Genomic DNA, 17,254 nt, shown 5'->3' on the forward strand with positions numbered 1-17,254 from the left:
AACTTCCTCGTCTTGTTCAATCCGCTGCTGGCCATTGCGTATCGTCGAAGCGATTCTCGGCGGCCAGTTGAGACCCGAGAACCGCCAGCCACTGCGACACGAGGACACAGCAACGCACGGCACGCCAACCGAGAACGATACCGGTTGCGCGCCCCTGGGGTCAAAATCACCCGGCAAGCGCGGCGGCCAGTTGTTCTACCGCCCATGTCAGCTCGTCACGTTCGATCACCAACGGCGGCGCGATGCGGATCGTCCCCTCGTGAGCGTCCTTCGCGAGAACCCTTCGCGCGAGAAGTCGTTCACAGATCACCCGTGCGGAAGGCATGCCGTCAGCCAGCTGCACACCCGCCCACAATCCGCGTCCCCGCACCTCCGACACATGGGCGGGAGGCAGTTGCGACAACATGCTGTGAAGGTAGTCACCCAGTTCGCGGCTTCGCTGCTGATACTCGCCGGTCTCTAGCAGATCGACAACCGCGCTTCCCACCACGCAAGCGAGCGGATTGCCTCCGAACGTGCTCCCGTGCTGTCCCGGGCCGATCACCGACATCACCGGCCAGTCGGCCACGACTGCGGAAATCGGCACCAAACCACCACCGAGAGCCTTCCCCAGAATGTAGATGTCGGGCGTCACGTCCTCGTGATCGCACGCGAATGTGTCGCCCGTTCGCCCGAGACCACTCTGGATCTCGTCGGCGATCATCAGGATCCCGCGGCGGGTGCAAATATCGCGCACTGCCGCCAGATAGCCCGGCGACGGCACCAGGACACCCGCCTCACCCTGGATCGGTTCGAGGAGCACCGCCACGGTGTCGCACGTGATCGCGGACTCGAGCGCGTCCGCGTCGCCGTATTGCACGGAACCGAATCCGGGGGGGTACGGCCCGAATCCCGTGTACGCGTCCGGATCGGACGAGAACCCCACGATCGCGATGGTGCGACCGTGGAAATTCCCGGTACACGTGATCACCTCGGCCCGCCCCGGCGGCACGCCCTTGACGTCGTACCCCCACTTACGGGCCAGCTTCAGCGCGGTCTCGACTGCCTCCGCGCCGGTGTTCATGGGCAGAACGGTTTCCTTGCGGCACAGCCTGCTCAGGTCCTCGCAGAAAGAAGCAAAACGATCGTGCTGAAACGCTCGGCTCGTCAGAGTGAGCCGACCCAGTTGCTCGCGCGCCACCCGCACCAGGGTGGGATGGGAGTGACCGAAATTGAGTGCCGAGTATCCAGCAAGCACGTCCAGGTAGTCGACGCCGTCGATTCCCTTCACCCATGAGCCGGCGCCCGACTCGATCACAACCGGCAACGGAGAGTAGTTGTGCGCGCTGTGGGCATCAGCCCTGCTCAGCTGCGCCCACGTGGCATCCGACACGGAAACGACACCGTCCTGCATTGATTCTCACCCCTGATTTCCGGCGTCGCGGAGTTTGCGGAAGCCGCGAAGTTCCAAAGTGCAGCACTTGATTCCGCCCCCCGATTTGAGGAACTCCGAATAGTCCACCGGCACGGGTTCGTACCCGCGGTCGGACAACTGTTCTGCGAGACGCGCGGCCTGCACCGGCAGGACCACATTGGCGCCGTCGCTCACCAGGTTGAGCCCGAGCCAGTCGGTGTCCGACTCGGCGGCAACTACCGCATCCGGGAACATGCGCTCGAGCAGTGCGCGGCTCTCGGGGGAAAACGCCGCGGGAAGATAGGCGATGGTGGCGTCGTCGAGCACACCCACCGCGGTATTGAGGTGGTAGAAGCGAGGATTGACCAGGTTCAACGTGATCACCCGGCGATTCAGATGCGCCGACGCCTCGGCGTGCGACCGCGGGTCGGACCGGAACCCGGTCCCGGCGAGGATCACGTCACCGACGACGAGAAAGTCGCCCTCGCCCTCGTTCACGTATCGCGGCACTGCCGGCCTGGTCAGCCCGTTCTGCTGAAACCATCGGAACACGTGGCCGGCCTCGGCCCGCCGTTCGGGGGATCGGTAGCGAGCACCGAGAGCCACGCCGTCGACGACAAGCCCGCTATCGGTGACGAATACCATGTCTGGGAGCCCCGGGGCCGGGTCGATCGTCAGAACTTCGTGCCCGAGTCGCCGGTAGGTGTCCGCGAGCTCGCACCACTGCGACATGGCCCGATCACGATCCACCGGTTCGCCCGGCCGCATCCAGTCGTTGATGGCGTAGACGACGTCGAAATATGTCGGCGGGCACATCAGGTAGCTGCGCATGCGAGCCTGCCGAACCGCGCGGGCGGCATCGCCCTGCACCTCCGCAGTCCCCTCGTACGGGTGTTCGGACTCGATAGCAGTGGGCGCCATCTCCACTCCCCTCGATCGGTGTCGGTGTCGGTGAAATCAGTATCCACCATCGAAAGGGCTCGAGATGCGCCCAATGACGCACAAAAGTGCCCCGGCAGCCTGCACCGCCGGGGCACTTCGGGTGAGCGAGAGAATCAGAGCCAAGCAGCCGCGTTCCGGTCTTCCGCACTCTGCATGTCGATGGCGCCGTCCTGGACGACCTTCGAGATCGTCTGCAGAACCTGGAGCAGGTCGTTGTGTGCGCTGTTCCACCGCGCCTGGGAGGCCTGGTAGTTCTCCTGAGCGCCACTCTCCCACTGCGCGACGAGTCCCTGCACGTAGCTCTGGAGCTCCTCGTGGGTTTCGCGCAGCTTGCCTTCGTTCGACTTGATGTCGCTCGCGAGGGCCTGCAGCTCGGCAAATCCATACTTCAAAGACATTCCGTGCTCCTCTTACGTTTCGTAGGTGATCGCGAACTCGAAGAGTCCCTAGATGTCGAGTGAACCCGAATTTCCGGCCGAATGGATTGCATCCTGGTTCGCCTGTTCAGCGGCGTCGTAACCCTTGCCGTTCTCACGGATCTTCACCGCGATGTCGGCCAGCGACTCCTGCTGCCTGCGCGAGGCATCGGCGTAGCGGACCATCAGTGCCTGGAAAGCATTCTGCGCTCCACCGGCCCACGCCGACGAGGACTCCTCGCAACGACCCTTGAGTCCGTTGATGGTGGACTGCAACTGCGCGTTCACCGTCTCGACATGGTTGGCCGCAGCCTCCATCTGCCCGACATCGGTAACAACTCCCGCCATTGTGACTCCTTCTGTTTCTAGGTGTGGCGGCCCCCGCTGGACTGCCCGATCCACCCCTACACAAGATTGGACGCATCAACAGCCCAATCGGTTCCACCGAAGTGGAAGATATTCTAACGGCGAGAATCTCTACGATCACTCTGCGATGACCAGTGACCGCACGACCTCCTCGCATTCGCTGGAAATCGAGTCCCAATCCCCGGACAGGAACTGACAGCCGACGCTCACCTGCAAACCATCGTCGACGAGCACATGCCATGCCACCGACGAACTTTCGTCGGGAAACTCACTGTACGAGATGCCGAGTCGGTCACCGAAAACGACGTCACGCTCCACTTCCCCGAACAGGCCGGGGAGGCCGCGCTCAGCAATTTCCGCCGATAGCCCCGTCGCCACTTCGTCGTAGCCGGCACCATCCCGAACCACATTCTGCGCGATGATAATTCGTTTGTCGGATCCGCCGCCAGGGACCAACTCCACCCGATTGCTCGTTGACGTCGGTGCAGATGCCTCCCGCTGCGACCACCCGTCCGGCAGCGTCACGCGAACACCGTCCAGGCCGAGGTCCGCTGTCCCTGCGGTCGGAGCGGTGCTCGCGGTCGCGATCGGTGTCCGTGCTGCATCTCCGTCCAGGGCGCGTACGGATTCACTCGTGCGATCTGACTCCCTGAAAGCAAACGCCAGAATCGTCGCGAGGACGACTGCCACCAATGCGGCCACCGCCGCAAGAGTCGGCCATGAGCGCGTTCGACGACCGCGTTCGGATTGCTGCAATGCCGGTCCGAGCCAGTTCGATTGCGGTACAACCATGTTCGGCACCACTTCGAGTCCCTCACGCGCGCCTGATTCGAGTGCGCGGGCGATCTCGTCGCCGGCGATGCAATGAACCTGGACATTCGAGGCAAACGCGGCGAGCGCGGCGTCACGCATCGATTCCCAATTGGACGTGTCGAGGGTGCCAGTCACGAGGATTCCGTCGACGGGCCGATCACCGCAGGCCCGCTTCCCGAGTTCCACGATCGCCTCGGCCTGCCCCTCCGACGCCTCGTCGGCGCAGAGCATCGAATCGTGCTCGCACGCGATGACCCGGTAACCACCGACCTCACCGACCACGTAACTGGCAGTTGCGCCCACGGTCCGGCATTCGAGCACTACCCATCGGCTGCCAGGGGCCGAGACGCCGACGGGGACCGAGACGCCGACGGGGACCGAGACGCCGCTTGGGACCGAGACACTGTCGGCAGCCGCGACGGCGACGGGCACCAGAATGGTGCCGGACGCGACCCTCGCGCCTGCATCGGCGAGAATGTTCCGCCGCGCGGAATCCCATTCCGTCGGATGAGACAGCACCGCAGTCCCGATCGGCAGCGACTCCCCGGCGGCATCGATCCCGAAGCGTAGGACGGCGACCAGCGCATCCGACACCGCAACGACACCGCCGTCGACATCGACGTACTCGTCGTCGACGAAGCAGACGGGCGTCATCTCGTGATCGGCCTCGGCTGCCACGAACGCGGATACCGATTCGTCGCTCCCGGCGCGAACCTTGGGGAACGTCGCCGACGTTGTACGCCGGCCACAGGACCACATGCAGCATTCCGTGAGGTGAATCGAGACCATAGCCGTCACTGCGAGGGCATCCACGCGAGCTGAACAAGGCCGTTGCCGCCCCGAGTCACCAAGGTGCCGCGGCCCGGAGGCATGGCACTCGCACGCACCGTTCCGATGAGGTTACCTTCGTCACGGCTGCCACTCATCACGAGACCTGCGGACACCAGGTCGCGCATCCGCGCAATCACGGGCTCGTACAGTGCACGCGCCGCACCACCGGAACGGCGGGCGATGATCAGATGAAATCCGATATCCCGGGCATGCGGCAGGTATTCGACGATTTCAGCGACGGGGTTCCCGCTGGACGTCACGACGAGGTCGTAGTCGTCGATGATCACGAAGATCTCCGGACCGGTCCACCAGGATCGATCCCGCAGTTGTTGCTGGCTCACGTCTGCGCTCGGCATACGTGACTGCAGCAGGTGCGCAAGGTCCTTCATGTTCGTCGTCAACAAGTCCGACGACGGAGCGTAGGCGGCCAGGTGCTCGGATTCAACGACTCCGAGCATCGTGCGCCGGTAGTCGCCGAGAATGATTTTCGCCTGCCTACCGGTGTTCGACGCCATGATGCCTTCGCAGATGTTGCGCAGCAGTGTCGTCTTTCCACATTCGCTGTCCCCGAACACCATGAAGTGCGGCTGCTCCGCGAAGTTCAGGAATGTCGGCGCAAGCTCGGCCTCGTCGAGACCGATGGGAATCTGCAGGCACTTGCGCTCTGGGTCGACGTACGGCGGCCATGACCCCGCCGCGTGAAGAAGTTCGTCGCGCGCGATCTGAGCGGGCAGCATGCGCACGGCCGGCGCGTGCCTGCCTTGCGTTGCGGCGGCGGCGGCGGCGGCGGCGGCGGCGAGGGACGACACCGCGTGCGCCACGCCGGACGCCAGGTCGGTCGGGTCGGGGCTCCCGTCGATTCTCGGCAAGCCGATGAACAGGTGCAGGCTGTCTCGCGTCATGCCGCGTCCCGGCCTGCCCTCGGGAACGAGAGCTGCCGTCTTACGGCCGAGATCGGAGTCCGACGGATCACCCAGGCGCAGTTCGATTCGTGTGCCGAGTTGGTCCTTGAGCGCCGGCCGGACTTCACCCCAACGTGACGCCGTGAGCACCACGTGAACACCGTACGACAGACCCTGCGACGCAAGGTTGGTGATCTGCTGCTCGAGCGCCTCGAAGTCTTGGCGGACGCTGCCGAAGCCGTCGATGACCAGGAAGACGTCTCCGAACGGATCCCGACCGACCCCTGCCGCCGCAGCACCACTGTCTAGGTCGGCTGCCCGCAGTCGCCGGAACTCTGCCATCGACTCGACGCCGAGGTCGCGGAAACGCTCCTCACGCTGCCGCACAATGGTGCTCATCTCCGCGATTGTGCGGCGAACTCGGTCGACGTCGAGTCGGTTGGCAACCGAACCTACGTGCGGGAGCTCTGCCAACCCGGACAACGTGCCACCGCCGAAGTCGAGGCAGTAGAACTGGACCTGCTCGGCGGAATGCGTGGCGGACAACGAAGTGATCAGCGTGCGGATCGCGGTCGACTTGCCCGACTGCGGACCACCGACCACCGCCATGTTGCCGGTGGAGCCGGACAGATCCACGACGAGCAGGTCGCGTCGCTGATCGTAGGGGCGGTCGATGATGCCTATGGGCGCGCGTAGCGAACTGAGTGCGGGAACCGGTTCGGTGAGTACGGACCTCGGAAGCATCTGATCGAGGGTCGGTGCCTCGTCGAGCGGCGGGAGCCACACTTCGTGCGCCTTCGACCCGTGATTCCTGACCCGGTCGACCACCACGTCGATGGTGCTTCGCGTCTCTGCCGGAATCTCGGTCAGGTCGAATGACGGTGGTTCGTCGGGGAGGTCGACGACATCGACGGCGACCGGTGAGGCTGTGAATATCTTGGGGCGCAGTTCGAACGTCGCACCGGCCGAGCGCTGCGCGGCGGCGACTCGTTCACCCTCATATGTGCCAGATACGTAGGAGGCTTGGAAGCGAACGATCTCAGCTGAATCGCACTTGAGGTATCCGGCGCCCGGTGTTGCGGGCAAATGATAGGCATCGGGAACGCCCAGGACGGTACGTGATTCGTTGGCCGAGAATGTCTTGAGCCCGATGCGGTAGGACAGGTGACTGTCGAGCCCACGCAATTTGCCCTCTTCGAGTCTCTGACTCGCCAGGAGCAGGTGTATATGGAGCGACCGGCCGAGTCGCCCGATGGCGACGAAGAGGTCTGCGAATTCAGGCTGCTGACTGAGCAACTCCGAAAACTCGTCCACCACGATGAACAGAGCGGGCAGAGGATCGAGGTCGGCGCCGGCCAGCCGCGCCTTCTCGTACTCGGTGACGTTCGCGAAGTTACCCGACGATCGGAGAAGTTCCTGACGCCGGTTCATCTCCCCGGCGAGTGCGTCTCGCATCCTGTCGACCATGGCCAGTTCCTCGGCCAGGTTGGTGATGACCGCGGCGACGTGAGGTGCGTCCTCGAGTCCGAGGAAGGTGGCGCCGCCCTTGAAGTCGACGAGGATGAGGTTGAGCGCATCGGGCGAATGCGTCGCAATGAGCCCGAGGACCAAGGTTCGCAAGAATTCGGACTTACCCGATCCGGTGGCGCCGATGCACAGGCCGTGCGGACCCATCCCGTTCTCCGCCGACTCCTTCAGGTCGATCTCGACAGGATCACCGTCGACGCCCAAACCGATCGGAACCCGGAGCCGATCACGGCCCTGTCTGGGAAGCCACGCGTGGTCCGGGTTGAGGCGACCGACGTCTCCGACACCCAGCATCTGGCTCCACGTCTGGGCGGGCTGATCGTCGTCTCCGGCATCGACTGCCGTCTGTGATGCCGTCCGGTACGGCGCAAGACGCCGGGCCAGGGTCTCCGCCTGATGCGCGCTGACGAGGTCCGCTCTCGCGAACATTTCCACGCCCGTCCCGCTACGGGCACCTACGGATCCGTCCTCGGACACCAACCGGAGTCCGCGCGAGGCGGTCAGTCGTGGACAGAAACCGCTGATGTCGAGGACGGTCGCCGAATCGACTCCACCATTGGTGATCATTCCGGACTCGCCCTCGAGAATGCCGCCGTCCACGACGATCACAATCTGCGGCACACCCGGAGCGGCAGGAGCGGTGCGCGAGAACCGATTTCGCATCGACAATTGGGGGCCCAGCGCTGATTCGAGTTCGAGGACCGACCCGTAGATCATGCGGGAAGAGCCGACACCGTCGAAAGATTCCGGATTCTGCGAGTGCGGCAGCCACTTGGCCCAGTTCCACTCGCGCTCGGTGGCGGGCCCGCACACGACTGCAACCAGGAGGTTATCCGGCCCGTGGAATGCGCACAACTGCATCAGCATCGACCGCACCAGTGATCGTGCGGTACCGCGATCGCCCTCGACCGAGATCGCGGCAAACCCGCGCAACGAGACTGCCGTGGGCAAATTCTGGACCACCGAATGCGCACGGACGAACCGTCGCAAAGACACCGCGGAGACCGGTTCGAGATCCTCGACCGGTCCTGTCTCCGGTGCGATCAGGCGGGTGGCGAGCCTCTGACTCCCCCGGCCGACGCGCACGTGGCAGTAGTCGGGATCGGTGGTGCGGCGCTCCCACATACGGGCTGTGCCCACAATCGTCCACAACAGAGCGGGTTCCGGATGACTCCAGTCCAGCGCCTTGCGCTGCTGCTCGCCCGTTTCGTTAACATCGCGCCGCAGTTGGTCGAGATAACGGAGGTAGTCCTTGCGGTCTTCGTTGGCCTCAGAGGCTTTCGGGCCGCCGCGGCCACCACCCGCCAACATGCCGAGCATCGACACCATCATCATGACGGGAAACAGCATCGACATCGGGTTTCGGGCAATCCCCGATGTGAACATCAGGGCCACCATCCCGAGCATCGCCACGACCATGACGAGAGGAAGGAGTTTGGTGACAAGGTTCCCCGGAACGAGGCGGGGTATCTCCGGGGGGGCTTGCAGGCTCACTTCACCGCCCGGAATGCGCGGGATCTCGCGGCGCGCCTTACGCACGAACCGAATAGTGCTCACTAGCCCAGTCCCCCCATAGCTCCAACGAACCCCGATCCCGCGACAGATCCGATCCCGGAAACCCCGGGCACCCCCTGCCCTCGGGCCGCGACGTTCGAGGCTAGCTCATGGCGGACCGTCCACAGATTAGAGGTCCATCGGTCGCGCGTGAGCCCCTCCGTCCGCCCACATGCTGGTGACCACGACCGTCGTGACGTAGGGTTCCCGTGATCAAATCGGACGACGATCTGTGACCGATCGTCGATCATGTCGCCGCGGCGCAGCGGGGTTGTCGCGCCAAAGAAGTTGGGGGAAATACCAGTGTCCATCGCCCACGACGAATCGCGAGGGACGACGTCGTCCGTCCGTCAGAGCGCCGCCACCGAGTTGTGCCGGATCACCGTGCTGTCGACACATTCGCAGGTCGACATGGCCGTGCCATTCGGCGTGCCCCTCGCCATCCTCATTCCCGGGATCGTGGACACCATCCGCAGCCATCGCGGCACCAACGACTTCGACGACTCGCTCGAGCAGTACGAACCCAGCGAGTGGGTGCTCGCGAAGATCGCCCAGTCTCCGCTGTCGAGCACTCTGACATTGCACGAGCACGGAATTCGCGACGGCGACCTGCTGATCTTGGAGAGTGCGCAGGCCAGCGCCCCGCCACCCCTGTTCGACGACATCATGTACAACGTCGCGATCGCCGACGCCGAGAGCGACCGCGAGTGGACGCGAGGTGCCGCGCGGGTCGTGGGCTCCGCCGCTGCCGTATTAGGCATCGTCGTCGGCTCGTACGCACTCCTGTGGTCCGAGTCCGGAACGACGGGGTTCCTCGGGGCGGGTTGCGCTCTCTTGATGGGAATACTGTTCCTGATCGCCGGGTCGGTCACCGGTCGCGTCTATCAAGACGCAGCAGGCTCCGTCGTCCTCAGCGGGTGCGCTGTTCCGCTCGCGTTTGCCGCGGGCATGCTCTTCGTGCCCGGTGATCTCGGCGCCCCGCACGCCCTGCTTGGACTCGTTCTGGCAGGCACCACCGCAGTCCTCGCACTGAGGCTGGGCGGTGTCGGACTGAGACTGTTCACCGGGTTGTCGGCGATTTCCCTGTTCGGCTCTCTCGCCGCGCTCGTAGCGATGCTGACAGCCAATTCGGTGGCCTCGGTCGGAGCGGGGGTTGTTGCGGCCTCGTTGATCGGCCTGGCCCTCTCTGCCCGAATGTCGATCCTGCTGGCGAAGCTTCCGCTGCCGCCTGTCCCGGCGCCGGGTACCTCGGTCGATCCCTCCGAGGTCGATCCGGACGACGACGTGACGATGCCCTCGTTCGATTCTCTGGCACAACGCGCGGCGCGTGCCCGCAAGTACCTCACCGGTCTGGTCGGCGCGATGACTATCCTCGTCGTGGCCGGTGCCCTGATGGCTGTTCATCCCGGTGCGCACGCCGGGATCTCCTGGTCGGGTGCGTCACTTGCCGTCGCGGCGGCTGCAACCCTGATGTTCCGAGGACGGACCTACAGCAGCGCCGAGCAGGCTGTCCCGCTGATCGCAGGCGGGGTAGCGATCCTGGTCCTGTTACTCACCGCCGCGGCCGTTGCCGTGCCCGACATCGCCATCGCCTTGTTCGCAGCCGCAATTGCGTTCGCCGTCGGTGCGTTGGTACTCGGAATCCTGGCCCCTAGTCAGGAGTTCTCACCCGTCATGCGGCGTATCGCCGAACTGATCGACCTGGCATTGATCGCGTCGATCGTTCCCCTGGTGTGCTGGGTGACCGGCCTCTACTCGCTGATGCGCGGACTGTGAGGCGCCGGCCCACCCACCTCGTCCTGGTCACCGCGGTAGTGTCCATCACCGCGATCATGGGTCAGGGCGGGGCTTCCGCTGTGGTTCCCGCTCCCGTCGACGCCGGACTCGTTCCGCCGCCTGACAACACGCCGGTCGAACAGCGCCGACAGTGCAATGGCGCAGTGAACGTACCGGACGGCCCGGACGTCCAGGTCGCCCAACGCGACCTCGACTTCGAGTCGGTCTGGCCCATCACCCGCGGGCAAGGTCAGATGGTCGCGGTAATCGATACCGGAGTCTCGCGACATCCGCGCCTTCCCGATCTCATCGACGGTGGCGACCTCGTGGCGAACGAGACGGGGACGACCGATTGCGACGCCCACGGTACCCTCGTCGCCGGCCTGATCGGCGCCAAACAGGCTCCAGGTTCAGGATTCTCGGGTGGCGCACCGGATTCCCAGATCCTCTCCATCCGCCAAACGAGCAGTGCATACAGTGCGGTAGGCCAGGTCGATGAGGTCGACGATGCGGGAAACTCGGTCGGTGGGTACGGAAACGTCAAAACGATGGCCGCAGCGATCCGGCTAGCCGCCGACCGGGGCGCAACCGTCATCAATATCTCCGAGGTCGCCTGTAAAACGGCCGCTGAGGGAATCGGTAGCGGCGACCGGTATCTGGGGTCGGCCGTGAAGTACGCGGTCACGGAGATGGACGCCGTAGTTGTGGCCGCTGCTGGCAACTTCGGTTCCGGCGAGTGCAAAATCCAGAATCCCCCAGTCGACCCGCTCCGGCCGGAAGCCGACCTGTGGGACTCGGTCGGCACCATTGCGAGCCCCGCCTGGTACGACGACTACGTCCTCACGGTCGGATCCGTCGATATGAATGGATCACCGAGCGATTTCAGCCTGGCCGGTCCGTGGGTCGACGTCGCTGCGCCCGGAAGCGGTATCACCTCGCTGCATCCAACGACCGGCGCCCTGACGAACACGGTATACAGCGCACAGGGCAATGCGAGCGCCGTGGAAGGGACGAGTTTTGCGGCGCCCTTCGTGTCGGCGACGGCCGCGCTGGTCCGGTCGCGATTCCCGCTGTTGTCTGCGCAGCAGGTCATGGCCCGGATCGAAGCCACGGCGCACGCCCCGGCAGAAGGCTGGAATCCGTCGGTCGGTCACGGCATCATCGATCCGCTCGCAGCGGTCACCGCCGATATTCCGCTCGAGGGAGTTGCTCTCCAGCAGCCTCGTTCGGTTGAGATCGATGCCCTTCCTCCTGCCACCCTCCCGGATCAACGACCTCGTGACGTCGCCTTGGTGGCTGCCGGAACCCTCGGCACTCTCCTTTTGCTCGGCGTCCTGGCGTCGTTCCCTATCCGTCGGCGTTTCCAGTCCGCAACCGAGAGAGGCTGAACGGCACTGCCCTTCGGTACGGCTCGGGCCGGCACGGATATCCGTGCAGGCCCGAACTTCTCTTCGCTGTCTCAGTTGGAACCGGACGCTCAGTTGGACCCGAATACTCAGTTGGACCCGGACGCCACCGGTGCGGGGTTGAGATCGGGAGTCACCCCGTCGTGCGCAACCAGCGCCGACGACTTCCCCAGCGACGGTCCCGGAGCCAGGAGTCCGAGAATCTGCCACGGTGCGAGAGGTTGCGTGCCCACTAAACCCAATGCCTTGGCGGAGTCTTCATCGGGGATGCCGAACCTGACTCCCGTGTCCGCGACGAAGAAGGTGCTGTCGCGTCGCGTGCTCGTGGGCTCGATCCCCGTGGATTGGACGAATCCACTGGCACCCGGCCGAACATAGACGGAGTCCGCTTTGTCACCGGCGCCGTCCGCCTGCGCCAGCCTGACCGGGCGGGCGTCGTCCGGGATCGGGAGCGTGCGCCCCGCGAAGAGTGTCAGCGCTGCCGCGGGACCACTCGAGTCCGTGTCGTCCGCGGCACGGAGCGGCTTCCAGGTCACGCAACTCACTGGACTTCCCGAAGCGTCGACGATCTCCGGAGCCGACTCCGGAAAATGTTTCACCGCGATCTGTTCCACCGAAGGAATCCGCTTGATGGCATCGGGCGTCACGCTGGACATCTCGGTGTCACCGTGGGAGTTCGAGAGGAAGATCAGGTTCGCGACCGCCGAACTGATCTTCTGGATTCCATCCGGCAGTACAACGTAGTGCGCGGTCTCGGAAGGGAGCCGAGACTGGAAGACCGAGCCCACGACCTTGTCCTGCAGCGCGTATCGCGGCTGATCGTCGGCCCCGGGGATGATCGGGGTCGTGAGTGGCAGCACCTCGGGAACGGCGTTGACAAACCCTGCACTGACCGGCCGGGGCAGGGCCCCTTCGAGACCCAGCGCACGGGTGACCGCCGGATCGTCCAGATCGATCTTCGCGCGCTTGCCGTCGTACATCAAGTACGACGCATCGCGTGTCGAGACAAGTAACCCTTGATTCTCTGCCAGGGCCGCGCCGTCCTCGATGCCTTCCGTGTCACCGATGATGATCGATGTCGTGACGGAACGATTTCCGTCGGCGGCGATCGAGTCGCACACGGTCCACGGGGTCTTCGCCCCGGGGTCTCCCGCCGGCAATGCCGACGGTGCGCCGGGGATCCCGACGAGCGCTCCGCGAGGTCGCGTATCGATCTCGGATTCCTTGACGGTCACCGGGTTCTCGGACTTTCCGATGATCAGCCTGGCGGACGCGAGGTTGAGCACGGGTCGAAGCATGTCTCCCATCACAACGAACATTGCGCCCGAATCCTTGCCGACGACTATCGACGCGTTGCCGATCTTGTCCTGCGGGCGGAACAGGGCCAGCGCCGCACACGCGGCGAGTCCGAGCGAGGCGATCACGACTCCCACGACGAGTGCACGCGACTGTGACCGCATGGGGTCGTGGAGCATTCGAACGTCGCGACGCACCAACGCGTGCTCCATCCGCCTGATCAGAAAGCGATACCCGTTGACCTGCCACCGAGTGGTGGGTGTTGAAGCCATTGTTCCTCCCCCGTGCTGCGCTGCGCTCGAGGTGACACAGTACAGTTTTGTCGAAAGTCTTCACGGCAGACGGTAGCGGTCTGCTTGGTCAGGTATTCGGGGAGGGACCGTGGACCGTTCGCGCGTCAGAGGTCGGGCTTTGTCACATCGGTTTTCGGCAAGCACTGTGATCGTTGCGCAATTGCTGGGCATTGCGGGAGGCACCCTGGCCTCATTGTTCGGGCTGGTGTGGTGGGGCGCGCTCGCCGTAGCCGCCGTACTCGTTCTCGTCGCGCTCGTCCAGGTAGGGGGCCGGTCGAGCGTCCACTGGCTCCGGACCTCCTGGCGCTACTTCGCCAAGCCCGAGCAGGCGCTGTCCCGAACCGTCAGCTTCCAGGCACCGACGGGTCTGTCCGTCGGACTCCGCTGGGAGGGCGGAAGCGTTGTCGCCGTCGTCGAGGTCCTTCCACCCGCGGGGAGCCTGACCCAGATCACCCGCGACGGATTTCAGATGACGCACGCACTTCCCACCGACGCGCTCGCCGCGTGCCTCGAACAGCACGACATCTCGTTGAGCGGAATCGATATAGTCAGCCACGGATATCGCGCAGCTTCGGGTACACCCGCTACCGACGTCTATGACAGGCTCGTCGGCCCGCTCCCGGCGACGGCTACCCGGATGGTGTGGCTCGCCCTGCGATTCGACGCCGCAGAGAGCATCCAGGCTGTGGCCAGGCGCGGTGGCGGCGAAGAAGGCGCCTCCCGCGCCATCACCATCGCCGCGAGTCGCGTTGTTCGCGCCCTCTCCGAATCCGGCTGCCGAGCGCGCATCCTCACCGCACCGGAAGTCGACTCCACCGCCTCGCAGATCAGTCGAGGCGTCGACCCGAGGACCTTCACCGAGACGTGGAACCACGCGCCACTTCCCGGGGTGTGCAACACCGGCTACGGCGTCGATCCCCAACACCTGACGAGAGATTTGCTCGCCAAGCTGTGGGTTCCCTCCAGCCTCGGTACGACCGTGACGATCCGACTCCGCCCCAGCGGAATCGACGGCCAGGTCAAAATCGGCGCTGCCTGCCGGGTGACGACCCGGACCATGCCAGAACCGCTCACGATTCCCGGACTCATCTCGATGCGGGGTCGCCACCGGGATGGCCTGCTGTCGAACCTTCCCTTCGCGGTGTCCGGTTTGGACGACGTGATGCCGCTGACCGACGTTCCAGTCGACGACCTCCGCGCACTGCAGTTGCCGCCCGCCGGCTGTGGCCAGCTCATCGGTTCCGATGACAACGGTCACGGAATCACCGCTCGCATCGCGGGTTCCGGTGTCAGTTTGGTCTATGTCGCGGGCGAGTTGTACCTTGCTCAGCAACTGATGTTCCGAGCCATCGCCACGGGGGCCCGGGTACTCATTCACACCGATCGCCCCGAGGCGTGGTCGTCGTTGATCGACTCGATCGCGACTCCGGACCGCCTCCGGATCGCTGGGCGCAGCCCACAGTCCGACAACAGATTCAACACCGTGGTGTTCGACGGCGTCGATGCACTGCCCCCACGAGCGGGCGTCACCGCGATATACCTCTACGGGGAGCCAAGCCAGTGGCCGGGCGCCGAACCCGACCTGTCCATTGTTCAGCCGGACGCACTCGGCGACCGGATCCTCCTGTCGACTGGTGGGACCAGCATCGAACTGATGCTCGTCACGATATCCTCCGAGACCGCGTTCATCGGCCGACCTCGAGTTGTAGACGAGTACCAACCGGCCTACCAGTACCACTAACCGGGATATGGGTCTTTCGCGCGCTGAACGCGGACCGACTCAGCCCACCACACCAGTTGGGCCATCATGCGATCGGCAGAATCAATCGCGGCACCGTCCGTCGTCTCCCCTTCGACATCGAATCTCTTACGCACCTGATGGAAGCTCACGCTCTGCCGCACCGACACCATGTGCAGTTCGGCAACCACCTGGCGTAACTGTTCGGTAGCCCTGAGCCCACCCGACAAACCTCCGTATGACACGAATCCGATCGGCTTCGAGCGCCATTCGTGCTTGACGCTGTCGAACGCGGTCTTCAGCGCCGCCGGATATCCGTGGTTGTACTCGGAAGTGACCGCAACGAACGCGTCGGCACGTTCGATCCGCTCCCGGAAACCCTCAGTGATGGGCGAACCGGCGAAATCCTGCGGGAGTGGAGTCTCGGCGAGATCGATTACCCCCACGTCGAGTCCCGGATAGCCCCGAGCCCGTTCGACGAACCAGTCGGCGACGACGGGGGCGATGCGACCGACCCTCGTGGATCCGATGATGATCTCGACCCGAACGGGTGCGATTGCGGTCATGTACAGCCTCCTTCTCCCCCAGGCCATCGTAGGTCCTCGCCACACCGTCACGGCGATGGTGATCAGCGACGAAGGTCCACTGATACGGTCCAGGTATTCGGTATATTCAGTGCGCCAATGACTTCCAATTTGGTCGGCTTCTCTAGGTCTGGTCGGTCCGATGCCGGCATTGGCGTCGGGGGTGACACTGGTTAGCGCGGTGAAGTCGCGGACCACTTGCCGCCAGGTGTCGATATCGGGGTAGCTCTCGTGGCGGATTTCGCGGTAGGCCCACTCCGGGTCCGTCGAACAGTTCAACGTTGTGGCCGGTGCCGGTTGCTCACGAGCCGGGTGCGCCCTGAACCATCGCTGAACGGTTAATGCGCGTACATCGGTTACCGGGGCTGGGTCACCGACCCGGAGAAGCATGGCTGGCCGGTTCCTGACAAGGTACGCTACAGCCCCGAGCTGACTCGCGAGGGGCAGCGGAGGGGACGCTTGAGATCTACTGTTCCAGCACTCGAGATGTTGATGTCACTTACGCTCAGGAAACTCGCGCTCTGGTGTGGTTGTCGCGTCGAATGGGATCTTCCGCACCCAGTGCCGTACCCGACTTACCTTGCGCAGCAGCACGGACTTCCCTCAGTCGCCGCAACAACCGCCTGGCAACGTCCGAACATCTCGGGTGATCTGATTGCGTGCCGCCAGGTCCGCATCTGCGGGATAGTCGACGCGTACGAGTGACAAACCGTGAGCCGGCGCCACCAGGATCGAACTCGACCGCGACTTCTCGCGAAGCAGACCCTCGATCCACTCGACATCGCGGCGTCCCTCTCCCATCGCCAGGACGGCGCCCACGAGACTGCGCACCATCGACCAGCAGAACGCGTCGGCACTGACGAAAGCCGTGAACACGTCACCGTCGCGCTCCCAATCGAAACGCTGCAGGTGGCGAACTGTCGTCGCGCCCTCCCGTCGTTTGCAGAACGCGGCGAAATCATGCAGGCCCAACAGTGCCGCGGACGCCGTGCGCATCAGTTCGAGGTCGAGGACCTTCGGGAAAGACACGATGTCCCGGGCCCTGAGTGGATCCGCGCCGTAAACCGCCGAGGTCAACCGGTACTCGTAGTGCCTGCGCATTGCGGAGAATCGTGCATCGAAATGTTCGGGCGCGAATGAAATTCGCGTGATCCGCACGTCCTTGGGGAGGAACCGCGCGAGCCTCCGAACCAGTCGGGACGGATCGGCCGGCAGGGCGTCGGTCGGGACGTCGACGTGCGCCACCTGACCGCTGGCGTGAACCCCCGCATCGGTCCGCCCCGCGACCGTGAGCCGCAGTGGGGTACGGAAGACGGCTCCGAGTTTCTCCTCGAGTTCCCCGCACACCGTGCGCAAGCCAGCCTGACGGGCCCACCCGGAGAAATTTGTTCCGTCGTAGGCGATGTCCAGCCGCAAG

General features: G+C 64.6%; 12 protein-coding genes. 3 read left to right on the forward strand and 9 right to left on the reverse strand.

Annotation, left to right across the window (positions count from 1 at the left end; translation table 11 throughout):
- Window positions 1-166 precede the first annotated feature (166 nt).
- The 6 genes from rocD to eccCa form a co-directional block, all read right to left on the reverse strand.
- A complete protein-coding gene (gene rocD, locus RM2_RS25035; protein WP_072687334.1) occupies window positions 167-1,393 on the reverse strand; it encodes an ornithine--oxo-acid transaminase in 1,227 nt (408 codons plus the stop codon).
- A 6-nt stretch (window positions 1,394-1,399) separates the two neighbouring features.
- On the reverse strand, window positions 1,400-2,314 hold the full coding sequence (ddaH, locus tag RM2_RS25040) for a dimethylargininase (protein WP_084721612.1): 915 nt from the start codon (window positions 2,312-2,314) through the stop codon (window positions 1,400-1,402).
- 134 nt (window positions 2,315-2,448) lie between these two features.
- Window positions 2,449-2,733 (reverse strand): WXG100 family type VII secretion target, encoded by a 285-nt coding sequence (locus RM2_RS02875; RefSeq protein WP_072687335.1) that lies wholly within the window; start codon window positions 2,731-2,733, stop codon window positions 2,449-2,451.
- A 48-nt stretch (window positions 2,734-2,781) separates the two neighbouring features.
- A complete protein-coding gene (locus RM2_RS02880) occupies window positions 2,782-3,099 on the reverse strand; it encodes a WXG100 family type VII secretion target (protein WP_072687336.1) in 318 nt (105 codons plus the stop codon).
- Between the two features lie 135 nt (window positions 3,100-3,234).
- Window positions 3,235-4,689, reverse strand: coding sequence for a type VII secretion-associated protein (locus RM2_RS02885; RefSeq protein ID WP_245813709.1), 1,455 nt, complete (start codon window positions 4,687-4,689; stop codon window positions 3,235-3,237).
- 35 nt (window positions 4,690-4,724) lie between these two features.
- Window positions 4,725-8,747: a type VII secretion protein EccCa gene (gene eccCa, locus RM2_RS02890; RefSeq protein WP_072687338.1), complete on the reverse strand. Its 4,023-nt coding sequence runs from the start codon at window positions 8,745-8,747 to the stop codon at window positions 4,725-4,727.
- A 300-nt stretch (window positions 8,748-9,047) separates the two neighbouring features.
- Here eccCa and eccD point away from each other — a divergent pair, with 300 nt between their 5' ends.
- Complete coding sequence (gene eccD / locus RM2_RS02895; RefSeq protein WP_072687339.1) at window positions 9,048-10,520, forward strand: type VII secretion integral membrane protein EccD; 1,473 nt, start codon at window positions 9,048-9,050, stop codon at window positions 10,518-10,520.
- On the forward strand, window positions 10,517-11,908 hold the full coding sequence (mycP, locus tag RM2_RS02900; protein ID WP_072687476.1) for a type VII secretion-associated serine protease mycosin: 1,392 nt from the start codon (window positions 10,517-10,519) through the stop codon (window positions 11,906-11,908). Before eccD ends, mycP begins: the two co-directional genes overlap by 4 nt.
- A gap of 107 nt (window positions 11,909-12,015) precedes the next feature.
- Here the strand turns inward: mycP and eccB are convergent, their stop codons facing one another.
- Entirely contained in the window at window positions 12,016-13,494 is a 1,479-nt protein-coding gene (gene eccB, locus RM2_RS02905) for a type VII secretion protein EccB (protein WP_072687340.1), read from the reverse strand.
- 109 nt (window positions 13,495-13,603) lie between these two features.
- On the opposite strand from eccB, the gene eccE reads away from it, so the two are divergent.
- A complete protein-coding gene (eccE, locus tag RM2_RS02910) occupies window positions 13,604-15,256 on the forward strand; it encodes a type VII secretion protein EccE (RefSeq protein ID WP_072687341.1) in 1,653 nt (550 codons plus the stop codon).
- On the opposite strand, the gene RM2_RS02915 is transcribed toward eccE, so the two are convergent.
- Together RM2_RS02915 and truA are read right to left on the reverse strand one after the other, a co-directional pair.
- On the reverse strand, window positions 15,253-15,819 hold the full coding sequence (locus RM2_RS02915) for an NADPH-dependent FMN reductase (protein ID WP_072687477.1): 567 nt from the start codon (window positions 15,817-15,819) through the stop codon (window positions 15,253-15,255). The genes eccE and RM2_RS02915 overlap by 4 nt on opposite strands.
- Before the next feature lie 621 nt (window positions 15,820-16,440).
- On the reverse strand, window positions 16,441-17,253 hold the full coding sequence (gene truA / locus RM2_RS02920; RefSeq protein ID WP_072687342.1) for a tRNA pseudouridine(38-40) synthase TruA: 813 nt from the start codon (window positions 17,251-17,253) through the stop codon (window positions 16,441-16,443).
- Window position 17,254: the final 1 nt, after the last annotated feature.

Source organism: Rhodococcus marinonascens NBRC 14363 (assembly GCF_001894885.1).
Lineage (GTDB): Bacteria > Actinomycetota > Actinomycetes > Mycobacteriales > Mycobacteriaceae > Rhodococcus_F > Rhodococcus_F marinonascens.

What these genes read in the sequence shown, in the direction of transcription:
- rocD (WP_072687334.1), bottom strand. Translation starts at nt 1,393, where the DNA reads ATGCAGGACGGTGTCGTTTCCGTGTCGGATGCCACGTGGGCGCAGCTG.
- ddaH (WP_084721612.1), bottom strand. Translation starts at nt 2,314, where the DNA reads ATGGCGCCCACTGCTATCGAGTCCGAACACCCGTACGAGGGGACTGCG.
- RM2_RS02875 (WP_072687335.1), bottom strand. Translation starts at nt 2,733, where the DNA reads ATGTCTTTGAAGTATGGATTTGCCGAGCTGCAGGCCCTCGCGAGCGAC.
- RM2_RS02880 (WP_072687336.1), bottom strand. Translation starts at nt 3,099, where the DNA reads ATGGCGGGAGTTGTTACCGATGTCGGGCAGATGGAGGCTGCGGCCAAC.
- RM2_RS02885 (WP_245813709.1), bottom strand. Translation starts at nt 4,689, where the DNA reads ATGTGGTCCTGTGGCCGGCGTACAACGTCGGCGACGTTCCCCAAGGTT.
- eccB (WP_072687340.1), bottom strand. Translation starts at nt 13,494, where the DNA reads ATGGCTTCAACACCCACCACTCGGTGGCAGGTCAACGGGTATCGCTTT.
- RM2_RS02915 (WP_072687477.1), bottom strand. Translation starts at nt 15,819, where the DNA reads ATGACCGCAATCGCACCCGTTCGGGTCGAGATCATCATCGGATCCACG.